The organism is Nocardioides sp. SRI_004, assembly GCF_057586415.1.
On record NZ_JBYCZV010000014.1, the window covers coordinates 130,581 to 154,688 of the forward strand.

A 24,108-nucleotide genomic window follows, 5' to 3' on the forward strand; every position below is an offset into this window, starting at 1 on the left:
GCGGGGGCGACGTGCGTCGTACCCGGGGAGTGGACTGTCCCCTCGACCGGCCACACGGGTGGCCGGACCGAGAGATCAGGAGCTCCGAGATGGCCAACGAGACGATCGTGACGGTGCAGGGGTGGGTCGCCGGCATCCCGATGGTGCGCGAGGTGGGCGGCGTGCCGGTGATCAACTTCCGGGTCGGCTGCACGCCGCGTCACTTCCACCGCGGATCCAACAGCTGGGTCGACGGCCCGACACAGTGGTACGGCGTGAGCGGCTGGCGCCGCCTCGCGACGCACGCCGGGACCTCGCTCAAGCAGGGCGACGCCGTCGTCGTGCACGGACGGCTCAACCACCGCACGTACGTCAACAAGAGCGGTGTCGAGGTCCTGGCGATGGAGATCGAGGCGTTCACGGTCGGCCACGACCTGACCCGCGGCACGGCGTCGTTCACGAAGGCCCCCTCCGCCGGCGTGCCGGCTGCCGACCCCGGCCAAGGAGGTGCGCCTGCTGCTGCGTAGGCTTGGCAGGTGGCTGAATACGTCCTCTCCCTGCGCAACGTTCGCAAGGCCCATGGCGACAAGGTCGTCCTCGACAACGTGACGCTGTCGTTCCTCCACGGCGCCAAGATCGGCGTCGTCGGACCGAACGGCATGGGCAAGTCGTCGCTGCTCAAGCTGATGGCCGGGCTCGACCAGCCCAACAACGGCGACATCGTCCGCGACCCCGATGCCACGGTCGGCATGCTCCAGCAGGAGCCGCCGCTGACCGAGGGCAAGACGGTCCTGGAGAACGTCGAGGAGGCCGTCGCCGACACCAAGGCGAAGATGAAGCGCCTCGAGGACGCCTACATGGAGATGGGCGACCCCGACGCCGACCAGGACGCCCTGATGGCCGAGACCGGCGAGCTGCAGACCGAGCTCGACAACATCAACGCCTGGGACCTCGACAGCCGCCTCGAGCAGGCGATGGACGCCCTGCGCTGCCCGCCCTCCGACGCCCTCGTCGACAACCTGTCCGGTGGTGAGCGTCGCCGCGTCGCGCTGTGCAAGCTCCTCCTCCAGCAGCCCGACCTGCTGCTCCTCGACGAGCCCACCAACCACCTGGACGCCGAGTCCGTGCAGTGGCTCGAGGGCCACCTGAAGTCCTACCCGGGTGCCGTCCTGGCCGTCACCCACGACCGCTACTTCCTCGACAACGTCGCCGAGTGGATCGCCGAGGTCGACCGTGGCTCGATCCACGGCTACGAGGGCAACTACTCGACGTACCTCGAGACCAAGAAGGAGCGCCTCAAGGTCGAGGGCGCCAAGGACGCCAAGCGCGCCAAGATGCTCGAGAAGGAGCTGGAGTGGGTGCGCTCCAACGCCAAGGCGCGCCAGACCAAGTCCAAGTCGCGTCTGGCCCGCTACGAGGAGCTGGCGGCCGAGGCCGACAAGGCCCGCAAGATCGACGCGGCCGACATCAACATCCCGCCGGGTCCGCGCCTGGGTGACATCGTCCTCGAGGCCGAGCACCTCACCAAGGGCTTCGAGGACCGGATCCTCTGGAACGACATCTCCTTCACGCTGCCGCGGGCCGGCATCGTCGGCGTCGTCGGCCCCAACGGCGTCGGCAAGACCACCCTCTTCCGGATGATCACCGGCGGCGAGGAGCCCGACTCCGGCAAGCTGACCGTCGGCCAGACCGTGAAGATCTCCTATGTCGACCAGAGCCGTGGCGGCATCGACCCGAACAAGAACGTCTGGGAGGTCGTCTCCGACGGCCTGGACTTCATCAAGGTCGCCAACTTCGAGATGAACAGCCGCGCCTACGTCGCGTCGTTCGGCTTCAAGGGCCCGGACCAGCAGAAGAAGGCCGGCGTGCTCTCCGGTGGTGAGCGCAACCGCCTCAACCTGGCCCTCACGCTCAAGCAGGGCGGCAACATGCTGCTGCTCGACGAGCCGACCAACGACCTCGACGTCGAGACCCTGTCCTCGCTCGAGGACGCGCTGCTCGACTTCCCGGGCTGTGCCGTGGTCACCTCCCACGACCGCTGGTTCCTCGACCGGATCGCCACCCACATCCTCGCCTGGGAGGGCACGGAGGAGAACGAGGGCGAGTGGTTCTGGTTCGAGGGCAACTTCGCGTCGTACGAGGAGAACAAGATCGAGCGCCTCGGCCTCGAGGCCGCCCGTCCGCACCGCGTCACGCACCGCCGCCTCACCCGCGACTAGTTGTCTGGCACGAGCGCGTCTACGCTCCGGCGGGGGCAGCAAGCTGCCGTCGCTGCGCTCCCGCCGCGCTGCCGCACCGCAGTCGCGTTCCGTAGGTCAAGCCGTGGACTGGCGGCAAGCCGACAGTCCTCGAGCGGGTGCGCGAGTGTGTCACCCGGGTCCGCCCCGGGCGCGGGCTACCTCAGCTCGCGCTCCGGGTGGGCGTCGATCAACCGGTCGCAGACCGCGTCCATGACGCGGCCGAGCGCGTCGAGGTCCTCGGGCGCCACGAGGTCGATGAGTGACTGGCGCACGGTCTCGACGTGGCTCGGCGCCGCCGTGCGCAGCATGGCGTAGCCGTCATCGGTGAGCCGGCAGACGACCCCGCGTCCGTCGTCGAGGGAGCCGGTGCGCCGCACCAGCCCGCTTCCCTCCATCCGCTTCACCGTGTGGGTCACCCGACTACGGCTGTGCGCCAGCGCCGCGGCGAGCTGGGCCATGCGCAGCTGGCCGTCGGCCTCGGAGAGGCGGACGAGGATCTCGTACTCGACGGCCGACAGGCCGTGGTCGCGACGGAGGTCCTCGTCGAGCCGATCGAGGAGCAGCGTCGTCCCGAGCAGGAAGGCTCGCCAGGTCCGCTGCTGGTCCCGGTCGAGCCACCGCGGCTCGAGGCGGTGGGCCACGGCTGCGACACGCTCCTCGCTCATCGGGGCATTCTATGACTTCGCTGTGCGTCGCGGACGGAGGTCCTTGCGCATCACGACCCGCGGGTGGCCGCTGAGCACGGACGTGGTGTCGGCGGCGTGCTCGAAGCCCGCCGCCTCGAAGGTGGCGCGCAGGCCGGCGTAGGCCATCGTCAGGTCGACCTTCGCGGAGCCGTTGTCGAGCGGGTAGGCCTCGAGGACCGGTGCGCCGCCGTCACGCGCGAACTCGATCGCGCCCTCGACCAGCCGGTGGGAGATCCCCTGGCCGCGGTGCCCCGGCCGGACCCGGATGCACCAGACCGACCACACCGGCAGGTCGTCCACGTGCGGGATCTTGCGGTTGCGCGCGAACGTCGTGTCGGACCGCGGCGCGACGGCGGCCCAGCCGACCGGCACGTCACCGTCGTAGGCCAGCACGCCGAGGGGACCGTCCTCGAGCAGCTTCGCCACGAACGCGCCGCGCTCCTGGCCGCGCATCGTGTTGTTGACCTTCGAGGGGATCCGGTAGCTCAGGCACCAGCACACGCTGGCGTCGGGGCTCTTCGGGCCGACGAGCGCCTTCACGTCCTCGAAAACGGCGGCGGGCCGCACCTCGATGCTCATGCACCGAAAGGTACGGCCCGCCGCCGACAGGCTGGTCCGGTCAGGACATGCGCTCCAGGATCATCGCCATGCCCTGGCCGCCACCGACACACATGGTGATCAGGCCGGTGGACTTGTCGTGCCACTGCAGCGAGTTGATCAGCGTGTTCTGCAGGCGGGCGCCGGTCATGCCGAACGGGTGACCGACGGCGATCGCGCCGCCGTTGACGTTGAGCTTCTCGATCGGGATGCCGAGGTCCTCGGCGGAGGGCAGCACCTGCGCGGCGAAGGCCTCGTTGATCTCGGCGAGGTCGATGTCGTCGATCGACATGCCGGCGTGCTTGAGCGCGTTGCGGGTCGCCTCGACCGGGCCGAGGCCCATGATCTCGGGGGAGAGGCCGGAGACGCCGGTCGACACGATCCGGGCGAGCGGGGTCAGGCCCAGCTCGGCGGCCTTCGTGTCGGACATGATCACGACCGCGGCGGCGCCGTCGTTGAGGGCGCAGCAGTTGCCGGCGGTGACCACGCCGTCGGGGCGGAAGACCGGCTGCAGCTCGGAGAGGGCCTCGTAGGTGACGCCGGCGCGCGGGCCGTCGTCCTTGCTGACGACCGTGCCGTCGGCGAGGGTCACCGGGGTGATCTCGCGCTCCCAGAAGCCGTCCGCGATGGCCTTCTCGGCGAGGTTCTGCGAGCGGACGCCGAAGTGGTCGAGGTCCTCGCGCTTGAGGCCGCGGATGCTCGCGACGTTCTCGGCCGTCTGGCCCATCGCGATGTAGATGTCGGGGAGCAGGCCGTCCTCGCGCGGGTCGTGCCAGACCTTGCGGCCCTGGGCGTACTCCTCGGTGCGCACCTGGGCGTCGGCGAAGAGGGGGTTCTTGGTGTTCGGGATGTGGTCCGACGTACCGAACTGGAAGCGCGAGACGGTCTCGACACCGGCGGAGATGAACACATCGCCCTCGCCCGCCTTGATCGCGTGGAAGGCCATCCGCGAGGTCTGCACCGACGAGGAGCAGTAGCGGGTGATGGTCGCGCCGGGGATCTCGGTGCCCATCAGGGTGGTGACGATCCGCGCCATGTTGTTGCCGGCCTCGCCACCGGGCAGGCCGACGCCGAGGTAGAAGTCGTCGACGTCCTTCGGGTCGAGCGCGGGGACCTTGTCGAGGGCGGCCTGCGCGATGAACGCGGTGAGGTCGTCGGGGCGGAAGTCCTTCAACGAGCCCTTGTTCGCGCGGCCGATCGGGGTACGGGCGGCGGAAACAATGACGGCCTCGGGCATGGGCACTCCTCGGTGAGCGGTGGTAGTCGGAACCAGCACAGACTAGTAGGAGTGCATTGGAACAGGTTGCAGTCGTGGCGGACGCCACACTCCCGCCTGACGGGACGTGGTCACCCGCTCCGGCCCCGGTCCCCGCATGGAAGCATCGGGGCGTGCGGCACCGCTACGAATGCCCCCTGCGCTGGGCTGACCTCGACGTGCTCGGCCACGTCAACAACGTCCGATACGTCGACTACCTGCAGGAGGCGCGCAGCGCCTTGCTCCGGGCCTGCCTGCACGCGGCGGGCGTCGAGCGGCAGGAGGGCGTCGGGTACGTCGTCGTCCGGCACGAGGTGACCTTCCTGGCGCCGTTGCTGTTCCGCAGCAGCTCGGTCCTCATCGACTCGTGGGTCACCGAGATCCGGGGCGCGAGCTTCACCCTCGACCACGAGATCTTCCACGAGGCGGAGGACGGCGGCCGGGTCGTCTACGTGCGGGCCCGGACCGTGCTCGCGCCCTTCAGCCTCGAGTCCGGGCTGCCGCGCCGGATGGACGACGCGGCGCGGGCCGCCCTGGCGCCGTACGCCGAGGAGGGCGAGCGCACCCGCCCGCTCAAGGTCGACGTGCCGCGTGAGCACGCGGCGCACTACCCGGTCACGGTGCGCTTCTCCGACCTCGACATCTACCGTCACGTCAACAACGTCGTGTACTTCGAGTACTTCCAGGAGGCGCGGATCGCGCTCTTCGGCAAGCTGCGCGCGGCACTGCGGGAGTTCCCCCGGATCAACGTCGTCGTCGCCCAGACCGACCTCGAGTACGTCGCCCCGATCACCGCGCGCGCCGAGCCCTACGACTGCTGGTCGGTCGCGACCCGGATGGGCAACAAGTCGATGGTCATCGAGTCCGAGATCGTCGACGCCTCCGGAGCGGCGCCGCGCGACGGCGTGCTGGCGAGGTCGCGCGTGGTCCTCGTCTTCTTCGACGCGACGACGCAGCAGTCCGTGACCCCGCCGCCGGGCTACCGCGAGGCGATCGTCGACTCGTTGGGCGGACCGCTCGCCGTGCCGTCGGCCTGACGGCTCACCACCCGGGCGGGAGCCCGGTGAAGTCCGGCTCGCGACCCTCGGCGAACGCGCTCAGCGCCTCCAGGTTGGCCGGGCCGCCCATCAGCTCGGCGAAGGCGGCGTTCTCGCGGTCGCGGGCGTCGCGGATCGCGGCGCGGTGCGGCTCGGTCATGGCCCTCTTCACCGCGACGAGCGAGGAGATCGGCCGGCGGGCGAGCAGGCTCGCGTGCTCGCGGGCGACGTCGAGCAGGCGATCGGCCGGGCAGACCTGCCGGACGAGCCCCATCTCCCGGGCCTCCTCGGCTGAGACCCACTCGGCCGACAGCAGCATCCAGGCGGCGTCCTGGCGGCCCACCAGCGCCGGGAAGAGGTACGACGACGCGGCCTCCGGTGCCACCCCGAGGGACGTGAACGGGCACTTCAGTCGGGCATCGGCCGCGATGAAGGCCAGGTCGGCGAAGCCGAGGATCGTCGCGCCGATGCCCAGGCCGATGCCGTTGACGGCCACGACCAGCGGCTTGGGGAAGTCCACGAGGGCGTCGACGAGCCCGATGAAGCCGTGCTTGCCCCGCTCGAACGTCGGGTCGGTCGCCATCCGGTGCATCTCGAGCAGGTCGGTGCCGGCGCTGAACGCGCGCCCGGCGCCCGTCAGCAGCACCACGGCGACCTGCGGGTCGGTGGCCGCCTCGAGCAGCGCGTCCGCCGTGGCGTCGTACAGGGCCTCGTTGAACGCGTTGAGGGCGTCCGGCCGGTTGAGGACGAGCGTGCGGACGCGGTCCTGGTCGGACACCGTGAGGATCATGGGTCCAGACTAGAACGTGTTCTAGGGCTGCGTCACTCGGTGGTCGCGAGCGGCTCCGGCGCGAGGGCCGACCGCAGCCGGCGCAGCGCCCGGTGGCGCGCGACCCGCACCGCCACCGCCGTCATGCCCAGCGCGCTCGCCGTGCTGGCGACGTCGAGGTCGAGCACCTCCAGGCAGGCGATGACGTCGCGCTCGCGGGGCGGCAGGGAGGCCAGCGCCTGACGGACCCACTCGTCGGCGATCAGCCCGCCCTCGGGTCCGGCGACCGCCTCCTCGGCCTCGGCGGTGATCAGCTCGAGGCCGCGGGACCGGCTGCCGGAGCGGCGCCACGCGTTGGCGCCGTGGTTGCGGGCGATGCCGAACAGCCAGCCCCCGAAGTCGGCGGTGTCGCCGTGGAAGTCCGCGATCCGCTCGGCCGCCACCATCCAGGTCGCGGCCGCGAGGTCCTCGGGCGCCTCGGTCCCGGGCACCGTGCGCGCCTCCAGCCACAGCAGGAGGCGTCCGGCATGGGCGAGGTAGAGGTCGCGCCATGCCAGCGACTCACCGCGCTTGGCCGCGGCGACGCATTCGTCGTCGGCGCGCACTGACGTGTTCCACCCCTGCCTGCCCGTGGCGTCCCGACGTGCCGTCCGGACCTGCAACACATTGTCGCGCCTTCGCGGCGCTTTGGGGAGGGAATCGAGCGGGTGTCTTTACTTTGTGGGGCCGTGTCCGCGGCCGTGGCCACGGCCCGGGCCGGGCCGGTCGCCGTCGGTCCCGCGGCGGTCGTCGGCGCCGCCCTTGTCCTTGTCGTCCTTGGGCGCCGAGCCGGTGCCCAGCGCGGCCGGGTCGCCGAGCTTGGCCGCCGGCCCGTCGTCGGGCGCCTCGGGCAGCCCGGGGAGGTCGGGCTTGCGTCCCTTGTCGTGGCCGACCTTGCGGCCCTTGTCCTTGACCTTGCGCTCGCCGGGGCGCTCGGCCGGGATGCGCGCCCGGTCGATCGCGCGCTCGGAGCCGTCGGCGCGGTCCGAGGCGGAGGAGTGAGTGCCCGGCAGCCCCGGGGACAAGGGGCTGCCGGGCGAGGTGGACACGTCGGGTTGTGGGGTTCCGACGTTTCCGTGACTCGGCGGGCCGGAGGGCTCCTCCTGGGTGGGGCTGTCGGCAGGCGACAGTGGGATGTCGCTGCCGGTTGGGGTGCCCGCTGCCCAGGTCGCCGCCGCGATCACGGCCACGGAGGCCGTCGCGACGATCATGCGGAGTCCAGCCGACCGAGCCGTCTGGGGGGCGACCGGTTGCGAGCTCGCACCGAGCTCGGCCAGGACGCCCAGGAACACCGGGTCGGGCTCGAGCGTCGGCACTGCGACGCGGAGCCGTTCGGTCCGGTGGTTGCTCATCTCTCGATCTCTGCTTCGCGCTGCGTGGTGGTGCTTCCTCGAGGTCAGTCCCCACCCCAGACGGGGACTGGCCTTCACGGGGTACATGTAGCGAGCGGCGCGTGGTGTTACATCGGCTCGGAAATCTTTTCGCGGGCCATCTCCTGGCGCAGCCGCTTCAGCGCCCGGTGGTGGGCCACGCGTACGGCGACCGCGCTGATCCCGAGCGCGGTGGCCGTCGTCGGCACGTCCATGTCGAGCACCTCGCGGCAGGTGACGACGTCGCGCTCACGCTCGGGGAGGGTCGCCAGCAGCCGGCGGGCCCAGTCGTCGGAGGTCGTGTCCGGCTCGGGGCCGGGGACCGTGCCGGTCGAGCCGTTGTCCAGCGGGATCCGGTCGCGTCGTACCGAGCGCCGGTGCGCGTTGACCGACAGGTTGCGGGCGATGCCGAACAGCCAGCCCGCGAACTCCTCGGAGCTGCCGTTGAACCCGGCGATCTTCTCCGCGGCGACCAGCCAGGCGCCCGAGGCGATGTCCTCGGGGCTCTCCTCGCCGGAGGGGCGCCCGCGCAGCCAGACAACGAGACGGGAGGCGTGCGCCCGGTAGAGCTCACGCCATGCATCGGAATCGCCCCGCTTGGCCGCGGCGACGACGTCGTCGTCCGTCGTCACCGCGCCTGGTCCACCAACGCTTCCTGCGGCCGGGGGGAGCGGTGGGCACCGCTGTCGCTGTCGGGAGAGGTCGGGTGCGCGCTGGCGCGGCCGCCGTTGACCGGCGGCAGGCCGGGAAGGTCCGGAACGCCATCGAGTCCCGACGGTTGGGGAACCGACGGGACTACGGTGGGAACGGGCAGCGAGGGGACCTCCGGGAGGTCGACCTCGCCCCCGGGTGGGTCGCCGCTCGGCGGCGACGGGGTCGGACCGCCGGACGGTCGGCCGGACGGTACGCCGCTGTCGCTGGGCTCGGCCGGCGTCGTGGCCTGGCCGGTCTCCTCGCCCGCGGGGTCCGACGCGTCGGTGCCAGCGGGTGAGGTCGGCGCGTCCGAGGGTGGGGTTCGGGCGTCGCCGGGTTGTGGGTCGGTCGGCTGTTGCGTGATGCGTTCCTCGGGGCGGAACGGTGAATCCGTCCCAGGCAGGGCGCCTGCTGCCCACGAGGTCGCTCCGACGGCGATCGCACCCCCCAGCACAATCGCAAGCCGTGCACCAGCCGACCGACCCGGTCGCGCCGCCGGCACCGTCGAGCTTGCGCTCAACTCGGCCAGCTGCGCGAGCAGCACCGGATCCGGATCGGCTGGGCGCACCTCGGCGCGCAGCGTCTCGATCCAGTCCGGACGGGTCATGGTTTCTCTTTCGAGTTGGACCATCGTGAACGGGCCCGATCACGATGGGGAAGGGAATCCCCTCGTGCAGTACCTGTCACGCGGTCGGCTGTGCGTTACATCCTCGCGAAAATCTTTTCGGGCCGCACCCGAACGCCGCATCGCCGGCTGCCGGGCAGGGTCGGCCGGCGGGGTCGGCCGGCAGGGTCAGCCGGCGGTGTTCACCATGAAGTTCGCGGCGTGCGTGACGTACTCCCAGAACCGGGCGTCCTGCTCCGGGGTGAGGTCGACGCTGTCGAGCCCGGCGCGGAAGTGGGTGAGCCACCGGTCGCGGGCGTCGAGGTCCACGGCGAACGGCGCGTGCCGCATGCGCAGGCGCGGGTGCCCGCGCTGCTGGGAGTAGGTCGTCGGCCCGCCCCAGTACTGCACGAGGAACATCAGGAACCGTTCCTCGGCGGGGCCGAGGTCCGCCTCGGGGTACATCGGCCGCAGGACCTCGTCCTGCGCGACGCCCTCGTAGAAGCGGGCGACGATGCGGCGGAAGGTCTCCAGCCCGCCGATCTCGTCGTAGAAGGTCTGCTCCTGCTCCACGTCGTCCATCATCCCTCGTCGCCGGTGGCGGCCTTCGGGGGAGGGGCGTCGTGGTCGCGGCGGTCCTCGCGGTGCCACACCACGCGCTGGGCGAACGGGATCTCGATGCCCTCGTGGTCGAAGCGGGCCTTGATCCGCTGTCGCAGGGCGCGGGCGACGGCCCACTGCTCGAGCGGCGCCGTCTTCACCATCACCCGGATCGTCACCGAGTCGGCCGCCAGCATCTCCACGCCGGTCACCTCCGGCTCCTCGATGATGAGCCCGTTGAACTCCTCGTCCTCCCACAGGTCGTGGGCGACCTCGCGGAGCACCCGCTGCACGCGGGCCAGGTCCTCGCCGTACCCGACGCCGACGTCGACGACCGCCCGGGACCAGTTCTGGCTCTTGTTGCCGACCCGGAGGATCTCGCCGTTGGGGACGTACCAGACCGTCCCGTTGATGTCGCGCAGCCGCGTCATCCGCAGGGTCACGGCCTCGACCGTGCCGTTGGCCTCGCCCACGTCGACGACGTCGCCGACGCCGTACTGGTCCTCGATGAACACGAAGATCCCGGCGAGGAAGTCCTTGACGAGCGACTGGGCGCCGAAGCCGAGCGCGATGCCGATGATGCCGGCGCTCGCGATGATCGGCGCGATGTCGACGCCGAGCTCGCTGAGCACCATCGTGCCGATGACCGCTGCCACGACGAAGGTGATGATGCTCTTCAGCAGCCCGGCCATGGTCGCCGCGCGCTGCTTGCGCCGTGCGGCGACCGAGGTCTCGACCCGCTCGGGCAGCACGCCCTTCTCCGCGCGACTCGCGATCCGGTCGACGACGCGGTGCAGGAGCCAGCGGATGACCAACCCCAGCAGGACCAGCCCGATCACCGCCAGCGGCTTGCCGATCAGCACGTCGGACCACTCCGCGAGGCGGCGGTTGCCGGTGACGTCCCACGTCAGGTCGCACACCTGCTCGCCGTCGGCGCAGGGGTTGACCGCGTCGGTTGCCGTGAGGAGGAGTGAAAGCATCCCGACAGTCTTCCAAATGAGTCGTGACCGGTTGGCGGCCACCACCTGCCCCGGCGGGGCCGGGTGCCGATATCCTCCTCCCGTGACCAGCACTGTTGTACGACGCCTCCTCGCCCTGTGCTCCCTCGTCGGCGTGAGCGCGCTGCTCGTCGTGGCCGGCGCGAGTGCGGCCTCCGCCGACACCCCCGAGCCCCGTCCGGGCAGCTGGGAGCCGAAGCCGGACATCGACGTCCTCCACGCGTGGCTGGTCCTGGCCGGCATCCCGCTGCTGGTGTTCGTCGTCATCACGCTGCTCTTCGTCGCGCCGGCGCTCGCCCGCGGCGCCGACCTCAGCCCCAACGCGCTGGAGCCCGAGAACCAGTGGCTCGGCGGCCCGCGCAAGGCGGCCGGCGAGCTGGCGGCGCCGGACTCCGAGGACTCGAAGGCCGGCGGCGCCGGCGGCAGCTGGTAGTCCGCGGCCATGAGCACCACGGCACTGAACGCGACCGAGCGCGCCGCGCTCGACGTCACCATCCGCAACGCCGAGCAGGCCTGCCGGGCGGAGATCTCGGTCTTCGTCGGTGCTGCCAGCGGCGACCCGCGCGACTTCGCGACCAGCCTGCACAACACGCTCGTGCTCCCGGCGCGCAGCGTGCTCGTGATGGTCGACCCCGACCGCCGGCTGGTCGAGATCGTGACCGGCGGCCACGTCCGCGAGCGGCTCACCGACGACGAGGCGCAGCAGGCCGTCGCCGCGATGACCGAGCGCTTCGCCGAGGGTGACCTCGCGGGCGGCCTCAACCGCGGCATCGAGCTCCTGGGTGAGCTCGCCAAGGACTGAGCCCGCCACCACGACGCGCAACGGCCCGGCACCCCGAGGGGCGCCGGGCCGTTGCCGTGTCCGGGGGCGCTACGAGGCGTCGAACGCCTGGGCGGCGAGCGCGCGGGCCACGTCGGCCCGGCCCTCGCGCACGTAGCGCACCGCGCCCGGGTTGACCGCGTCGGCGTTGGCGGCGAGCCACGCGTCGACGGCCTCGAGCGTCTCCGGGGTGGCGATCAGGCGCGGGAAGATGAACTCCAGCGCGACCGACGCCTTGTGCGCGCCCAGCCGCTCCCAGGTGCCGGCGACGTCGGCGAGGTAGGTCGCGACGTACGGGGCGAGCACCTCCTCCTGGCCGGCCTGCCAGAAGGAGAGGACGACGCTGCGCTGCGTCTCGTTCGGCGTCGCCGGGTCGAGCACGGCCTGCTGCCACGCCCGCTCCTTCGCGGCGGCGGTGGGCATCGCGGCGCGGGCGGCGGCGGACTTCTCCTGGCCGGAGATGGTGTTGTCGCCCGCGAGCTCGGCGTCGATCCGGGCGTCGTCGGCGCGACCGACCCGGGCGAGCGCGGTGAGCAGGCCCCAGCGCAGGTCCTGGTCGATCGCCAGGCCCTCGAGGACGAGCGTGCCGTCGAGCATGCCCTCCAGCTCGGCGATCGCCTCCTCGCTGCGCGCGGCGGCGGCGTAGGCCCGCGCGAACGTCAGCTGGTGGTCGGTGCCCGGCTCGGCTGCCTCGAGGAGGGCGCGCAGGCCCTTCTCCCAGCGGTCGGCCAGCTGGGCACGCGTGGCCGGGGCCGCGTAGAGCGTGACCGCCTGGGCGGCGTACACGGGGATCCGGCTGACGCCCCACGCGTCGGTCTCGCTGCCGATGTTGCCGAGCACCAGCTCGACGTAGTCGGTCGCGGAGAGCTCGGCGTCGCGGGTCATGTCCCAGGCGGCGCTCCACACCAGCGCGCGGGCGAGCGAGTCGTCCAGGTCCGAGAGCCGGGCGATCGCCGTGGCGCGGGAGTGCTCGTCGAGGCGGATCTTCGCGAAGGCGAGGTCCTGGTCGTTGAGCAGGAGGAGCTCGGGCTGGGCCTTGCCGACCAGCTCGGGCAGCTCGGTGCGGGCGCCCTCGACGTCGACCTCGACGTAGTCGGTGCGCACGAGGCGGCCCTCGACGGTGTTGTAGAAGCCGATGCCGACCCGGTGGCGGCGCAGGGTCGGGTGCTCCTCGGGCGCGACCTGGTCGATCGCGAAGGTGGCGTAGGTGCCCTGCGCGGTGAGCTCGAAGGCGGGGGAGAGGGTGTTCGTGCCCGCGGTCTGCAGCCACTCCTGCGCCCAGCCGGTGAGCTCGCGACCGGAGGCCTTCTCGAGCGCGGTGAGCAGGTCGGAGAACTCGGTGTTCGCGAACTCGTGGTCGTGGAAGTACTGCTTGAGCCCGGCGAGGAACGGGTCCAGCCCGACCCACGCGACCAGCTGCTTGAGCACCGCCGCCCCCTTGGCGTAGGTGATCATGTCGAAGTTGACCTCGACCGCGTGCAGGTCGACGTTGTCGGCCGCGATCGGGTGCGTCGACGGCAGCGAGTCCGCGCGGTAGCCGGTCTGCTTGCGGGCGTTGGTGAAGCCCGTCCAGGCGTCCGTGTACGACGTCGCGAGGGCCTCGGCGTGGTAGCAGGCCCATTCGGCGAACGACTCGTTGAGCCACAGGTCGTCCCACCACTTCATGGTGACGAGGTCGCCGAACCACATGTGCGCCATCTCGTGCAGGATCACCGAGCAGCGGAACTCGTAGAACGAGCGGGGCTGGCGGGAGCGGGGGAGGTACTCGTCGCGCAGGGTCACGCAGCCGGCGTTCTCCATCGCGCCCATGTTGTACTCCGGCACGTAGAGCTGGTCGTACTTGCCGAACGGGTAGGGGTAGCCGAAGGCGTCCTCGAAGAACTCGAAGCCCTGCTTGGTGAGGGTGACGATCTCCTCGCGGTCGCGCTCGAGGTACTCCTTGAGCGACTGGCGCGAGTAGTGGCCGAGCGGGATCGTGCCGTACTTGCCCTCGTAGACGTCCTGGACCTCGTAGTAGTCACCTGCGACGACGGCGGTGATGTAGGTCGACATCGGCTTGGTGGCGGGGAAGTTCCAGACCGCGAGCGGCTCGCCCTGCGCATTGCTCGCGCCGGTGGCGACGGGCTCCGGGGTCGTCGCGTTGGAGACGACCTTCCAGTGGGCGGGGGCGGTCACGTTGAACGTGAAGGGCGCCTTCAGGTCGGGCTGCTCGAACGTGGTGTAGACGCGTCGGGCGTCGGGGACCTCGAACTGCGAGTAGAGGTAGACCTTGCCGTCGGCCGGGTCGACGAAGTGGTGCAGGCCCTCGCCCGTGTGGGAGTAGGTGCAGTCGGCCTTCACGACCAGCACGTTGTCGGCCTGCAGGTCGGGCAGCGCGATCCGGCTGTCGGCGTACGACGTCGCGGGGTCCAGCGCCACGCCGTTGAGCGTGATCTCGTGCACCGTCGCGTCGACCAGGTCGGCGAAGGTGCTGGCGCCGGGCTGGCGGCAGGTGAAGGTCAGGGTCGTGGTGGACCCGAAGGTCTCGACGCCGTCGCGGGTCGCGTCGCTGAGGTCGAGGTCGATGACGTAGGAGGCCACGTCGACGAGCGCGGCGCGGGTGGCCGCCTCGTCGCGGGTGAGGTTGGTGCCGGGCATGGCAGTCATCCTCGCATCCGCCCCACATTGTCAGACAACTGACGGTGGCCTCGGCAGTGCGGCGGCGAATCACAACGGTGTAACTTCCAAAAGTCAACGCGACACGCCAGTGATTCGTGGGTTTTTCGGGGTTTTTGTTGCGTTCTGGGGCAGATGTGTCCGATGGTGTTCGGCATGCGCAACCGTGGCCCGGTCCTGCGCTGGGGGACGTCCGTCGCCGCCAGCGCCCTGTTCGCGACCCTCCTGGTGGCCGTCGGCATCACCGTCAGGGACGAGGCACCGGTCTCACCATCGGCAGGTGTCACCGACCTCTGCAGCGGTTGGAGCGGATGCAACAGCGCGGGCTACTCCGACGCGGGCTACGGCGCGGTCAGCGGGCGGATGTACTGGAACATGTACTCCGGGCACAACTGCACCAACTACGTGGCCTACCGGATGATCAAGGCCGGCATGTCCGCCACGCGCCCCTGGGTCGGCGGCGGCAACGCCAGCGAGTGGGGCCTGCACATGCGCGACATCACCGACCAGGTGCCCTCGGTCGGCTCGGTCGCCTGGTGGGGTCGCTACGACAACGGCAGCGGCTCGGCGGGCCACGTCGGGTACGTCGAGAAGGTCGTCTCCTCCAGCGAGATCATCATCTCGATGGACAGCTGGGGAGGCACCTTCCACTGGCGCCGGATCACCAAGGACAGCGGCCGCTGGCCGACCGGCTTCATCCACTTCGTGGACAAGAAGCTGACCCCGACCGTCACGCCGAAGGTCACCGGCACGCCCAAGGTCGGCGAGGCGCTGCGCCTCGACCCCGGCACCTGGACGCCGTCCGCGAAGCGCACCATGCAGTGGCTGGCCGACGGCGTCGCGATCCCGGGCCAGACCGGCGGCGGCCTGCAGCTGACGCCCGCGCTGGTCGGCAAGAACATCTCCGTCCGGGTCAAGGCGACCCGGTCCGGCTACGACCCGGTCACGGTGACCACGAAGGCGACGGCCGACGTCGCCCCCGGCACCTTCGAGACCGGTGAGCAGCCGGTGATCAGCGGCGAGGCGTACGTCGACGGCGTGCTCACCGCGACCGCGGGCGGCTGGGACCCGGACGACCCCGCGATCGAGTGGCGCTGGTACGCCGACGGCGTCCGGATCCGCGGCAACGGCGGCTCGACGCTCGCCCTCAAGCCGGAGCACGACGGCGCGATGATCAAGGTCGTCGCCGTGGCCCGCAAGGACGGCTACACCACGGCGACCGCGCCCGCGGTGGCCCAGGTCGGCCCCGTGCTCGCCGGCAAGATCACGGTCGCGAAGCCGCTGGCCATCACCGGGACCAACCGGGTCGGCTACCAGCTCAACGCCGTGCCGGGCACCTACGAGCCCGCGGACGTGACCGCGGCGTACCAGTGGCTGCGCGACGGCGTCCCGATCCCCGGCGCCACGCGGTCGCGCTACGTGCAGACCGTCGCCGACGTCGGAGCCACGATCTCGGTCCGGGCCACGCTGACCCGGCCGCGCTACGTCCCGCTCGCCGTCGACGCGGTCACCGCGCGGACCCAGGCGGTCCCGACCCTCAAGGTGGCCACGAGCGGCGGGCGCGGCAAGGCCAATGTCGCGGTCCGGGTCACGGCTCCCGGCGTCACGCCCGTCGCCGGCTGGGTCGAGGTCACCATCGGCCGACACGTGCGCAAGGCACAGCTCGTCGACGGACTGGTCCGCGTGACCATCGACGACCTGGCCGTCGGCTCGAAGAACGTCAAGGTCTACTTCCGCGGCAGCAGCAGCGTGGTCGCCAAGCGTGCCACCGCCACCGTGGTCGTGAAGTAGCCGTCGTGGGGTGAGGGGAAACTCCGCAGCGGCGCCGGGAACAACCCGGCGCCGCTGGGGAGTTGAGCCAGTCATGAGCACCCCCAACCGAGCAGACCTCTGGTTCGACCCGCTGTGTCCCTTCGCCTGGATCACCTCGCGCTGGATCCTCGAGGTCGAGCAGGTGCGTGACATCGAGGTGCACTGGCACGTGATGTCGCTGGCCTACCTCAACAAGGACCGCGACATCCCGGACGAGTACCGCGCGATGCTCGCCCCCGCCTGGGGCCCGGTGCGGGTGCTGCTCGCTGCGCAGCAGCAGTACGGCGACAAGGTCCTCCGCCCGATGTACGACGCCTTCGGCCAGCGGATCCACCTCGAGGGCCGCAAGCTGCACGAGCAGCCCGACGGCGGGCTCGCGCTGATCGCCGAGGTGCTGGAGGAGACCGGCCTCGACGCCTCCCTGATCGAGGCGGCCACCGACGCGTCGTACGACGAGGCCGTGGCGCGCTCCCACCACGAGGGCATGGACGCCGTCGGCGACGACGTCGGCACGCCCACGATCCACGTCAACGGCACCGCCTTCTTCGGCCCGGTGCTCTCGAAGATCCCGCGCGGCGAGGACGCCGGCCGGCTCTGGGACGGCACCGTGGCCGTCGCGTCGTTCCCGTACTTCTACGAGCTCAAGCGCTCCCGCACCGGGGACCTCGACTTCTCCTGAGGACGCCGTTCGGCGGCGGAGGGGACCGGTCAATAGGATCCTCCCCATGACGCATGTCCTCTCCGCCGTCGCCTGGCCGTACGCCAACGGCCCGCGCCACATCGGCCACGTGGCCGGGTTCGGTGTGCCCTCCGACGTCTTCAGTCGGTACCAGCGGATGGCGGGCAGCGACGTCCTCATGGTCTCGGGCTCCGACGAGCACGGCACCCCCATCCTGATCGCCGCCGACGAGGCGGGGATGACCCCGCAGGAGCTGGCCGACAAGAACCACCGGCTGATCGTCGAGGACCTCGTCGGGCTGGGCGTCAGCTACGACCTCTACACCCGCACCACGACCCGCAACCACCACGCGGTCGTGCAGGAGCTCTTCCTCGGCGTCTACGAGAACGGCTACTTCGTCGAGCAGACGACCTACGGCGCGATCTCGCCATCGACGGGCCGCACGCTGCCCGACCGCTACATCGAGGGCACCTGCCCGATCTGCGGGTACGACGGCGCGCGGGGCGACCAGTGCGACAACTGCGGCAACCAGCTCGACCCGCACGACCTCATCAACCCGCGCTCGAAGATCAACGGCGAGACGCCGGAGTTCATCGAGACCCAGCACTTCTTCCTCGACCTGCCGGCGCTCGCCGACGCGCTGACCGAGTGGCTCGACGGCCGCGAGGCGACCGGGCTGTGGCGCCCCAACGTCATCCGCTTCTCGAAGAACATCCTCGAGGAGATCCGCCCGCGGGCGATGACCCGCGACATCGACTGGGGCATCGCGGTCCCGCTGGACGGGTGGCGGGAGAACCCGACGAAGAAGCTCTACGTCTGGTTCGACGCGGTCATCGGCTACCTCTCGGCCTCGATCGAGTGGGCGCGCCGCTCCGGCAACCCGGACGCGTGGCGCGACTGGTGGAACGACCCCGAGGCCCTGTCCTACTACTTCATGGGCAAGGACAACATCACCTTCCACTCGCAGATCTGGCCCGCCGAGCTGCTCGCCTACGCCGGCAAGGGCGACAAGGGCGGCCAGCCCCGCGAGTACGGCGTGCTCAACCTGCCGACCGAGGTCGTCTCCAGCGAGTTCCTGACGATGGAGGGCAGGAAGTTCTCCTCGTCGAAGAAGGTCGTCATCTACGTGCGCGACCTGCTCGCGCGCTACCAGCCGGACGCCTTCCGCTACTTCGTCGCCGCTGCCGGCCCCGAGAACCAGGACTCCGACTTCACATGGGCGGAGTTCGTCCGTCGTACCAACGACGAGCTGGTCGCCGGCTGGGGCAACCTGGTCAACCGCACGGCCAACCTGATCGCCAAGAACTTCGGCGAGATCCCGGCCGCCGGTGCGCTGACCCCCGAGGACCAGGCGGTCCTCGACGCGACCGAGGCCGCCTTCGGCACGGTGGGCGACCTGATCGGCCGGCACCGCCAGAAGCAGGCGATCGGCGAGGCGATGCGCGCGGTCGCGGAGGTCAACAAGTACGTCTCCGACACCGAGCCGTGGAAGATCAAGGAGGACCCCGAGCGCCTCGGCACGGTCCTGCACGTGATGGCCCAGTGCGTCGCCGACCTCAACCTCCTGCTCAGCCCGTTCCTGCCGTTCTCGGCCAACGAGGTCGACAAGGTCTTCGGTGGCGCCGGCACGATCGCGCCGATGCCGCGGATCGAGGAGGTCGCCGACCTCGACGACCCGGAGCGGTCGTACCCGATCATCACCGGCGACTACGCCGAGGTGCCCGCGTGGCAGCGGCACCCGGTCGAGGTCGGGCGGCCGGTCGCGAAGCCGACGCCGGTCTTCACCAAGCTCGACACGGCGATCGTCGACGAGGAGCTGGCCCGGCTGGAGGGCTGATGCTCGCGCAGCTCGCCGACCTCGGCACCCGGAAGTTCTGGCGCGCGACCGGCCGTCCGGTCGACCTCGACGGCGAGCACTCGTGGCTGCGGGCGCCGACGAGCAGCGGCCCGGTCGTCCGCGACGGATGGCTGGCGGCCGAGGCCGCCCTGCACGGTGGGTACGTCGACGACGAGACCCCGGGCGCGGGCCTGCTCCCGTCGATGGCGGACCTCGACGGTCCGGGCTTCCGGGCCGCCGACCTGCGGCCGCAGGTGCGGGACTTCTACGAGCACACCGCCGACTGGCACCTCGAGGCCTGGAGCTCGTGGGCGCCGTGGGCCTGGCCCGGCGGTGAGCTGGTCTCGCGGTTCTTCGGCAAGCGGGTCGAGCAGCTGGCCCTGCCGATGCGGCCGCTCGACGTGGCGCACGGCATGGAGTCGCGGGTCCCGGTGATCCGCGACGCCGACGGCCGGCAGGTCGCCGCCGGCTGGCTGCGGACGCTGCGGGCGACGGGGGAGTTCGTGTTCAGCGGCTGCTACTCGACGCGCACGCTGCCCGGCGCCGCCCGGCCCTCGGTCCACGTCGCCTTCCCGCTCGAGTCCGGCAACGTCCAGGTGTTCCTGCAGCCGCAGGTGCTGGCCGACGGATCCCTCCTCCTCTCCTCGCCGGCGGGGGAGTTCGGCGCGGACGGTGCCTATGTCGTCGTCGAGGACGGCTCGACCCACGCCTCCCGGATGCCGGTGCACGAGACCTTCCACGTGTACGTCGACGACCGTGGCGTGCTGCGCACCGACCACGTGCTGCGCCTGTGGGGTGCCACGGCGATGCGGCTGCACTACAAGCTCGAGCGGAGCGCGTGAAGTTACGCCTCTCGTCGTACGACCGATCGCCCCGGCTCGCCTAGTCTCAGCACCATGGGCACCGCCTTCCTCCTCACCTCGCTCGTGATCGTCGCGACGCCGGGCACCGGCGCGCTCTACGCCATCGCCGCCGGCCTCACCCGGGGCACCCGCGCCGCGGTCCTGGCCGCCCTCGCCGGCACCCTCGGCACGATCCCGCACATGGTCGCCGCGATCACCGGCCTGGCCGCGCTGCTGCACGCGAGCGGGGTCGCCTTCGCGGTCCTGAAGTACGCCGGCGTCGCCTACCTGCTGTTCATGGCGTGGTCGACCTGGCGCGACCGCGGCGTGCTCGCCGTGGACGAGGAGTCCGCCGCGACCTCCTCGACGCGCGCGGTGCTCGTCTCCGGCATCACGCTCAACCTGCTCAACCCGAAGCTGACCATCTTCTTCTTCGCCTTCCTGCCCCAGTTCGTGCCGGCCGGCTCGGGCGCGGTGCCCACGATGCTCGGGCTGAGCGCGGTGTTCATGGCGATGACCTTCGTCGTCTTCGCCGTGTACGGCGCCTGTGCAGCCGCCGTCCGCGACCAGGTCCTGGCGCGGCCCACGGTCGTCGACCGGGTGCGCAAGGCCTTCGCCGCGAGCTTCGCGGTGCTGGCCGGCCGGCTGGCGCTCGAGTCGCGCTGATCTCCTAGCCTTGCGGTCATGGCCCTGCATCCCCAGGCCCGCCAGGCGATCGAGGACGCCGCAGGCGAGCTCCCCGTCACCGACCCGTCGTACGACATCGCCGCGGCGCGCCACCAGGCCCGCGTCGCGGCGGCCGCCCAGGAGAAGGTGCCGATCGGCGAGGTGCGCGACGTCGACGCCGGCGGCGTACCGGCCCGGCTCTACCTCCCCGAGGGGTACGACGCCGTGGTGGTCCACGCGCACGGCGGCGGCTTCGTCTTCAACGACGTCGAGGTGCACGACGCGGCCGTCCGTCGCTTCGCCGCGATCGCCGGGGCCGCCGTGCTCAGCGTCGACTACCGGCGCCCGCCCGAGCACCGCTTCCCGGCCGCGCCCGACGACCTGACCGCTGCGGTCGCCTGGCTCGCGACCCAGCCGGAGCTGGCCGGCCTGCCGACGTTCGCGCACGGCGACAGCGCGGGCGGCAACCTCGCCCTGGTCACGGCCCTGCGCCATCCCGGCCGGTTCGCGGGCGTCGCCCTGATCTACCCCTTCCTCGACCCGACGGCGGCCTTCGACTCCTACCGCACGGCCGCCGACGGCTTCGAGCCGAGCGAGGCGGCCTGGTACTGGCAGCAGTACGCGTCGCCGGACGACCTGGCCGACCCCGACCTGGCCCCGCTGCTGTCCGACCGGCTCGGCACGCTGCCGCCGACGCTGGTCACGACCGCCGAGCACGACCCGCTGCGCGACGAGGGCGAGCACCTCGTGCTGCTGCTCGCCGAGGCCGGCGTCGAGGTCGTCGGCACCCGCTACCTCGGCCAGCTCCACGGCTACTGGCGCCACGCGTCGGTGTTCGACGCCGCCGAGCCGACGATGCGGCAGGTCGGCGGCTGGATCCGGATGCTCGTCGAGCGGGCGCGAAGGACCGCCGGCTAGCCCGGGTCGACGACCTCCAGCGTCCCGTCGTCGCGCTGCCACAGCCCGGCGACGTGCATCCGGCGCAGGCCGCCGACCCGGTCCCACGCGTGGTAGACGAGCCGGAGCGACTTCCCGTCGACGAACCCGGTCGCGCCGCCCGGACCGGGGTTGCCCGTCGTGGCCGTCGTCAGCAGCGGGGCGCCGTGGTTCTGCCGCACGCACGGACCCTCGGGCCCGGCGCAGATGGCGTAGCCGGTCGCGTAGTCCGCCCGCTCCCACGAGTTGCCGGAGTAGAAGAGGTAGGTCACGCCGCGGAACTGGACCATGCTCGGGTTCTCGATCGTGTCGCCCTCCCACGGCTCGTCGAGGGTGAGCAGCTCGCGCGTCTCCGAGCCCTCGGCGAAGCCGGTGCCGTCGGCGTTGAGCCGGCGGACGAACAGGCCGGCCGGGCGCCGGTTGACGACGCCCGAGAACTTCCACAGCAGCCACGGTCGCCCGGTGCTGTCGACGAAGACGTCCGGGTCGATCACGCCGAGCTGCGCCTGGCCGTAGCAGAGCGGCTCGCCGACCGGCCGGAACGGGCCCGCGGGGGAGGGACCGCGCGCCAGGCCGATGCAGTTGTGCCGCTCGCCGCCGCTGGTGCCGGCCTGCGCGGCGTACGCCGCCGTCCACCCCTTGCCGACCTTGCCGACGCCGGGTGCCCACAGGCTCTGGCCGCCGCCACGGGAGCGCACCCAGCCGGCGGGCTGCAGCGGGTCGACCTTGCGGCCGGCGCTGTCGGTCAGCGGGGTCCACGTGCGCAGGTCACGCGAGACGAGGGTCGGCAGGCGCAGGTGGGAGGTGTTGGTCGCGTAGGCGTACCAGCGCCCGTCGGCACGCACGATGTCCGGGTCTGCGAAGTAGCCGCGGTACGCCACGCCGGGGCGCCACTGCTCGCTCCCGGCGGCGACGTCGATCGGCGCCGGTCGCTTCTGCTGCGGGAGCTGCTGGGCCAGCCGCTCGGCGAGCTTGGCGAGGTCCTGCATCTCGCCGGCGAGCACGTCGCTCGGCAGCACGGTCGGCACCGCGGTGGGCTCGGGGATCAGCGGCGCCTCGGACGTGGTCGGTCCCGCCTCCGGCGTCCCCTCGCTGCTCCCGCTGCAGGCCGAGACGGCCAGCGCCACCGTGGCGAGCACTCCCGCCAGCGCGCGACCTCGCATGCTTTCACTCCCTCCCGCGCCGACACCCTAGACTGCCGAGAGCCATGACTGAGCCTGTTGCGCGCCCTGCCGAGACCGTCGCCGAGGCCGAGGACGCCCTGCTGTCCCGGTGGCCCGAGACGCGGCTGGAGCCCTCGCTCGACCGCATCCGGGCCTTCACCGAGCTGCTCGGCGACCCGCAGCGCGCCTACCGGTCGATCCACCTGACCGGGACCAACGGCAAGACCTCCACCTCGCGGATGATCGACGCCCTGCTCCGCGCCCTCGACCTGCGCACCGGCCGCTTCACCAGCCCGCACGTCGAGCGGATGGCCGAGCGGATCAGCGTCGACGGCGAGCCGCTGGACGACGAGGCCTTCGTGCGGGCGTTCAACGACGTGGCGCCGTACATGCACCTCGTCGACGAGGCCGAGGCCCACCCGCTCAGCTTCTTCGAGGCCGTCGTCGGCATGGCGTACGCCGCGTTCGCCGACGCGCCCGTCGACGTCGCCGTCGTCGAGGTCGGGATGGGTGGCTCGTGGGACGCGACCAATGTCATCGACGCCGACGTCGCGGTGGTCACCCCGATCGCCGTCGACCACGCCAACTACCTCGGCGGCACGCCCGCCGAGATCGCGCGCGAGAAGGCCGGGATCATCAAGCCCGGCTCCGTCGCAGTGCTCGCCCAGCAGACGGCCGAGGCCGCCGCCGTCCTCCTCGAGCGGGCCGCCGAGGTCGGCGCGACCGTCGCCCGGGAGGGCCTCGAGTTCGGCGTCGTCGCCCGCGCCGCCGCCGTCGGAGGCCAGGTCGTGACCCTCCAGGGCCTCCGGGGCCGGTACGACGACGTCTTCCTCCCGCTCTACGGCGCGCACCAGGCGCAGAACGCCGCGGCGGCGCTGGCCGCGGTGGAGGCCTTCCTGGGCGGCGAGGAGCCGCTCGGCGACGACGTCGTCCGCGGCGCCTTCGCCGAGATGACCTCGCCGGGCCGGCTCGAGGTGATCCGCCGCAGCCCCACGATCGTGCTCGACGCGGCCCACAACCCGCACGGAGCCGAGGCCACGGCCGCCGCGCTGGAGGACTCCTTCCAGTTCGACCCGCTCATCGGCGTCATCGGCGTGATGGGCGACAAGGACGCCGAGGGCCTGCTCGCCGCGTTCGAGCCGCACCTGGCCCACGTCGTGGTCACCCAGAACTCCACCGAGCGGGCGATGCCGGCCGACCGGCTGGCCGAGGTCGCGCGCGAGGTGTTCGGCGAGGACCGGGTGAGCGTCGTACCCCGGCTCGCGGACGCGATCGACGAGGCCGCGGCCCGCGCCGAGTCCGCCGGTTCCGACGCGCTGAGCTCCGGCGCCGTGCTGGTCACGGGCTCCGTCGTGACGGTCGGGGAGGCGCGGGTGCTGCTGGGCGGGCTCAAGTGAGCGGCACGGAGCAGCCCGACCAGGTCACACCGACCGACCCGGAGCGGGAGAAGTCGCCGCGACGCGGGATGTGTGCGGCCGTGCTGACGCTGGAGGCGATCGCGGTCGCACTGTCGGTCCCGGTCATGATCACGATCTCCGACGTGAGCCCCGCGCTGGCGCTCTCGCTGGGGCTCGGGCTCGCCGTCCTGTGCGTCCTGGTCGCGGGGATCCTGCGGCGGGAGTCCGGCTACCGGGTCGGCCACGCGCTGCAGGTCGGCGCGGTCGCGCTCGGCTTCCTGGCGCCCATGATGTTCGTCGTCGGGGGCCTGTTCGCCCTGCTGTGGGGCACCGCCTACGGCCTGGGCCGCAAGATCGAGCGGGAGCGGGCCGAGGCGTTCGCCGAGTACGACCGCCGCCGCGAATCGGGGGAGTAACAGGCGCTCGGTAGAGTG

25 protein-coding genes are annotated in these 24,108 nt (G+C 71.8%); 13 read left to right on the forward strand and 12 right to left on the reverse strand.

All coding sequences use genetic code 11. The annotated features are described in order from the left end of the window. The first annotated feature begins 89 nt into the window (after window positions 1–89). Complete coding sequence (locus AC2YHB_RS18960) at window positions 90–506, forward strand: single-stranded DNA-binding protein (protein WP_179650246.1); 417 nt, start codon at window positions 90–92, stop codon at window positions 504–506. Window positions 507–515: 9 nt separating this feature from the next. Next, window positions 516–2,198 (forward strand): energy-dependent translational throttle protein EttA, encoded by a 1,683-nt coding sequence (gene ettA / locus AC2YHB_RS18965; RefSeq protein WP_179650248.1) that lies wholly within the window; start codon window positions 516–518, stop codon window positions 2,196–2,198. Window positions 2,199–2,374: 176 nt separating this feature from the next. Here ettA and AC2YHB_RS18970 read toward each other — a convergent pair whose 3' ends face one another. From AC2YHB_RS18970 to AC2YHB_RS18980, 3 genes are read right to left on the reverse strand one after another with little or no spacing between them, the layout of a single operon-like run. Continuing rightward, window positions 2,375–2,884, reverse strand: coding sequence for a MarR family winged helix-turn-helix transcriptional regulator (locus tag AC2YHB_RS18970; protein WP_179650250.1), 510 nt, complete (start codon window positions 2,882–2,884; stop codon window positions 2,375–2,377). Window positions 2,885–2,893: 9 nt separating this feature from the next. Beyond that, a complete protein-coding gene (locus tag AC2YHB_RS18975; protein ID WP_036540836.1) occupies window positions 2,894–3,484 on the reverse strand; it encodes a GNAT family N-acetyltransferase in 591 nt (196 codons plus the stop codon). 40 nt (window positions 3,485–3,524) lie between these two features. Then, the gene (locus tag AC2YHB_RS18980) at window positions 3,525–4,739 is read right to left on the reverse strand and encodes an acetyl-CoA C-acetyltransferase (RefSeq protein ID WP_179650252.1); all 1,215 of its coding nucleotides are present in this window, start codon (window positions 4,737–4,739) and stop codon (window positions 3,525–3,527) included. 152 nt (window positions 4,740–4,891) lie between these two features. On the opposite strand from AC2YHB_RS18980, the gene AC2YHB_RS18985 reads away from it, so the two are divergent. Next, complete coding sequence (locus AC2YHB_RS18985; RefSeq protein ID WP_179650254.1) at window positions 4,892–5,794, forward strand: acyl-CoA thioesterase; 903 nt, start codon at window positions 4,892–4,894, stop codon at window positions 5,792–5,794. Between the two features lie 4 nt (window positions 5,795–5,798). Here AC2YHB_RS18985 and AC2YHB_RS18990 read toward each other — a convergent pair whose 3' ends face one another. The 7 genes from AC2YHB_RS18990 to AC2YHB_RS19020 all read right to left on the reverse strand — a co-directional run bounded on the left by AC2YHB_RS18990 (window position 5,799) and on the right by AC2YHB_RS19020 (window position 10,849). Then, the gene (locus AC2YHB_RS18990; protein WP_036540841.1) at window positions 5,799–6,584 is read right to left on the reverse strand and encodes an enoyl-CoA hydratase/isomerase family protein; all 786 of its coding nucleotides are present in this window, start codon (window positions 6,582–6,584) and stop codon (window positions 5,799–5,801) included. Window positions 6,585–6,616: 32 nt separating this feature from the next. Then, entirely contained in the window at window positions 6,617–7,168 is a 552-nt protein-coding gene (locus AC2YHB_RS18995; protein ID WP_179650256.1) for an RNA polymerase sigma factor, read from the reverse strand. A gap of 108 nt (window positions 7,169–7,276) precedes the next feature. Next, a complete protein-coding gene (locus AC2YHB_RS19000; RefSeq protein ID WP_179650258.1) occupies window positions 7,277–7,954 on the reverse strand; it encodes a hypothetical protein in 678 nt (225 codons plus the stop codon). A gap of 107 nt (window positions 7,955–8,061) precedes the next feature. After that, window positions 8,062–8,604: an RNA polymerase sigma factor gene (locus AC2YHB_RS19005; protein ID WP_036540848.1), complete on the reverse strand. Its 543-nt coding sequence runs from the start codon at window positions 8,602–8,604 to the stop codon at window positions 8,062–8,064. Then, window positions 8,601–9,272: a prolipoprotein diacylglyceryl transferase gene (locus AC2YHB_RS19010; RefSeq protein WP_179650260.1), complete on the reverse strand. Its 672-nt coding sequence runs from the start codon at window positions 9,270–9,272 to the stop codon at window positions 8,601–8,603. The genes AC2YHB_RS19005 and AC2YHB_RS19010 overlap by 4 nt, the downstream gene beginning before the upstream one ends. Before the next feature lie 186 nt (window positions 9,273–9,458). Next, complete coding sequence (locus AC2YHB_RS19015) at window positions 9,459–9,842, reverse strand: globin (RefSeq protein ID WP_487354481.1); 384 nt, start codon at window positions 9,840–9,842, stop codon at window positions 9,459–9,461. 8 nt (window positions 9,843–9,850) lie between these two features. Continuing rightward, on the reverse strand, window positions 9,851–10,849 hold the full coding sequence (locus AC2YHB_RS19020) for a mechanosensitive ion channel family protein (protein WP_179650262.1): 999 nt from the start codon (window positions 10,847–10,849) through the stop codon (window positions 9,851–9,853). Window positions 10,850–10,931: 82 nt separating this feature from the next. Here AC2YHB_RS19020 and AC2YHB_RS19025 point away from each other — a divergent pair, with 82 nt between their 5' ends. Beyond that, window positions 10,932–11,300, forward strand: coding sequence for a hypothetical protein (locus AC2YHB_RS19025; protein WP_179650264.1), 369 nt, complete (start codon window positions 10,932–10,934; stop codon window positions 11,298–11,300). 9 nt (window positions 11,301–11,309) lie between these two features. After that, the gene (locus AC2YHB_RS19030) at window positions 11,310–11,669 is read left to right on the forward strand and encodes a DUF5130 family protein (protein ID WP_179650265.1); all 360 of its coding nucleotides are present in this window, start codon (window positions 11,310–11,312) and stop codon (window positions 11,667–11,669) included. A 69-nt stretch (window positions 11,670–11,738) separates the two neighbouring features. On the opposite strand, the gene pepN is transcribed toward AC2YHB_RS19030, so the two are convergent. Then, window positions 11,739–14,324 (reverse strand): aminopeptidase N, encoded by a 2,586-nt coding sequence (pepN, locus tag AC2YHB_RS19035; protein ID WP_179650267.1) that lies wholly within the window; start codon window positions 14,322–14,324, stop codon window positions 11,739–11,741. Window positions 14,325–14,498: 174 nt separating this feature from the next. On the opposite strand from pepN, the gene AC2YHB_RS19040 reads away from it, so the two are divergent. The 6 genes from AC2YHB_RS19040 to AC2YHB_RS19065 all read left to right on the forward strand — a co-directional run bounded on the left by AC2YHB_RS19040 (window position 14,499) and on the right by AC2YHB_RS19065 (window position 21,096). Further along, window positions 14,499–16,133 (forward strand): CHAP domain-containing protein, encoded by a 1,635-nt coding sequence (locus tag AC2YHB_RS19040; protein WP_487354482.1) that lies wholly within the window; start codon window positions 14,499–14,501, stop codon window positions 16,131–16,133. Between the two features lie 73 nt (window positions 16,134–16,206). After that, the gene (locus AC2YHB_RS19045; RefSeq protein ID WP_036540860.1) at window positions 16,207–16,833 is read left to right on the forward strand and encodes a mycothiol-dependent nitroreductase Rv2466c family protein; all 627 of its coding nucleotides are present in this window, start codon (window positions 16,207–16,209) and stop codon (window positions 16,831–16,833) included. Between the two features lie 46 nt (window positions 16,834–16,879). After that, window positions 16,880–18,670 (forward strand): methionine--tRNA ligase, encoded by a 1,791-nt coding sequence (gene metG, locus AC2YHB_RS19050; protein ID WP_207009853.1) that lies wholly within the window; start codon window positions 16,880–16,882, stop codon window positions 18,668–18,670. Further along, complete coding sequence (locus AC2YHB_RS19055; protein ID WP_487354483.1) at window positions 18,670–19,512, forward strand: hypothetical protein; 843 nt, start codon at window positions 18,670–18,672, stop codon at window positions 19,510–19,512. Before metG ends, AC2YHB_RS19055 begins: the two co-directional genes overlap by 1 nt. Before the next feature lie 54 nt (window positions 19,513–19,566). Continuing rightward, complete coding sequence (locus tag AC2YHB_RS19060) at window positions 19,567–20,178, forward strand: LysE family translocator (RefSeq protein ID WP_179650273.1); 612 nt, start codon at window positions 19,567–19,569, stop codon at window positions 20,176–20,178. 18 nt (window positions 20,179–20,196) lie between these two features. Further along, the gene (locus tag AC2YHB_RS19065) at window positions 20,197–21,096 is read left to right on the forward strand and encodes an alpha/beta hydrolase (protein WP_179650274.1); all 900 of its coding nucleotides are present in this window, start codon (window positions 20,197–20,199) and stop codon (window positions 21,094–21,096) included. Here the strand turns inward: AC2YHB_RS19065 and AC2YHB_RS19070 are convergent. Beyond that, window positions 21,093–22,277, reverse strand: coding sequence for a glycoside hydrolase family 43 protein (locus AC2YHB_RS19070; protein WP_487354484.1), 1,185 nt, complete (start codon window positions 22,275–22,277; stop codon window positions 21,093–21,095). The two genes, AC2YHB_RS19065 and AC2YHB_RS19070, sit on opposite strands and share 4 nt — an antisense overlap. Window positions 22,278–22,321: 44 nt before the next feature. Between AC2YHB_RS19070 and folC the strand changes: the two genes are divergently transcribed. Both folC and AC2YHB_RS19080 read left to right on the forward strand, forming a co-directional pair. Further along, entirely contained in the window at window positions 22,322–23,674 is a 1,353-nt protein-coding gene (folC, locus tag AC2YHB_RS19075) for a bifunctional tetrahydrofolate synthase/dihydrofolate synthase (RefSeq protein ID WP_036540875.1), read from the forward strand. Continuing rightward, window positions 23,671–24,090 carry a DUF4233 domain-containing protein gene (locus AC2YHB_RS19080; RefSeq protein WP_487354485.1) on the forward strand — a complete coding sequence of 140 codons (420 nt, stop codon included), beginning with the start codon at window positions 23,671–23,673 and terminating at the stop codon, window positions 24,088–24,090. Before folC ends, AC2YHB_RS19080 begins: the two co-directional genes overlap by 4 nt. Window positions 24,091–24,108 lie beyond the last annotated feature (18 nt).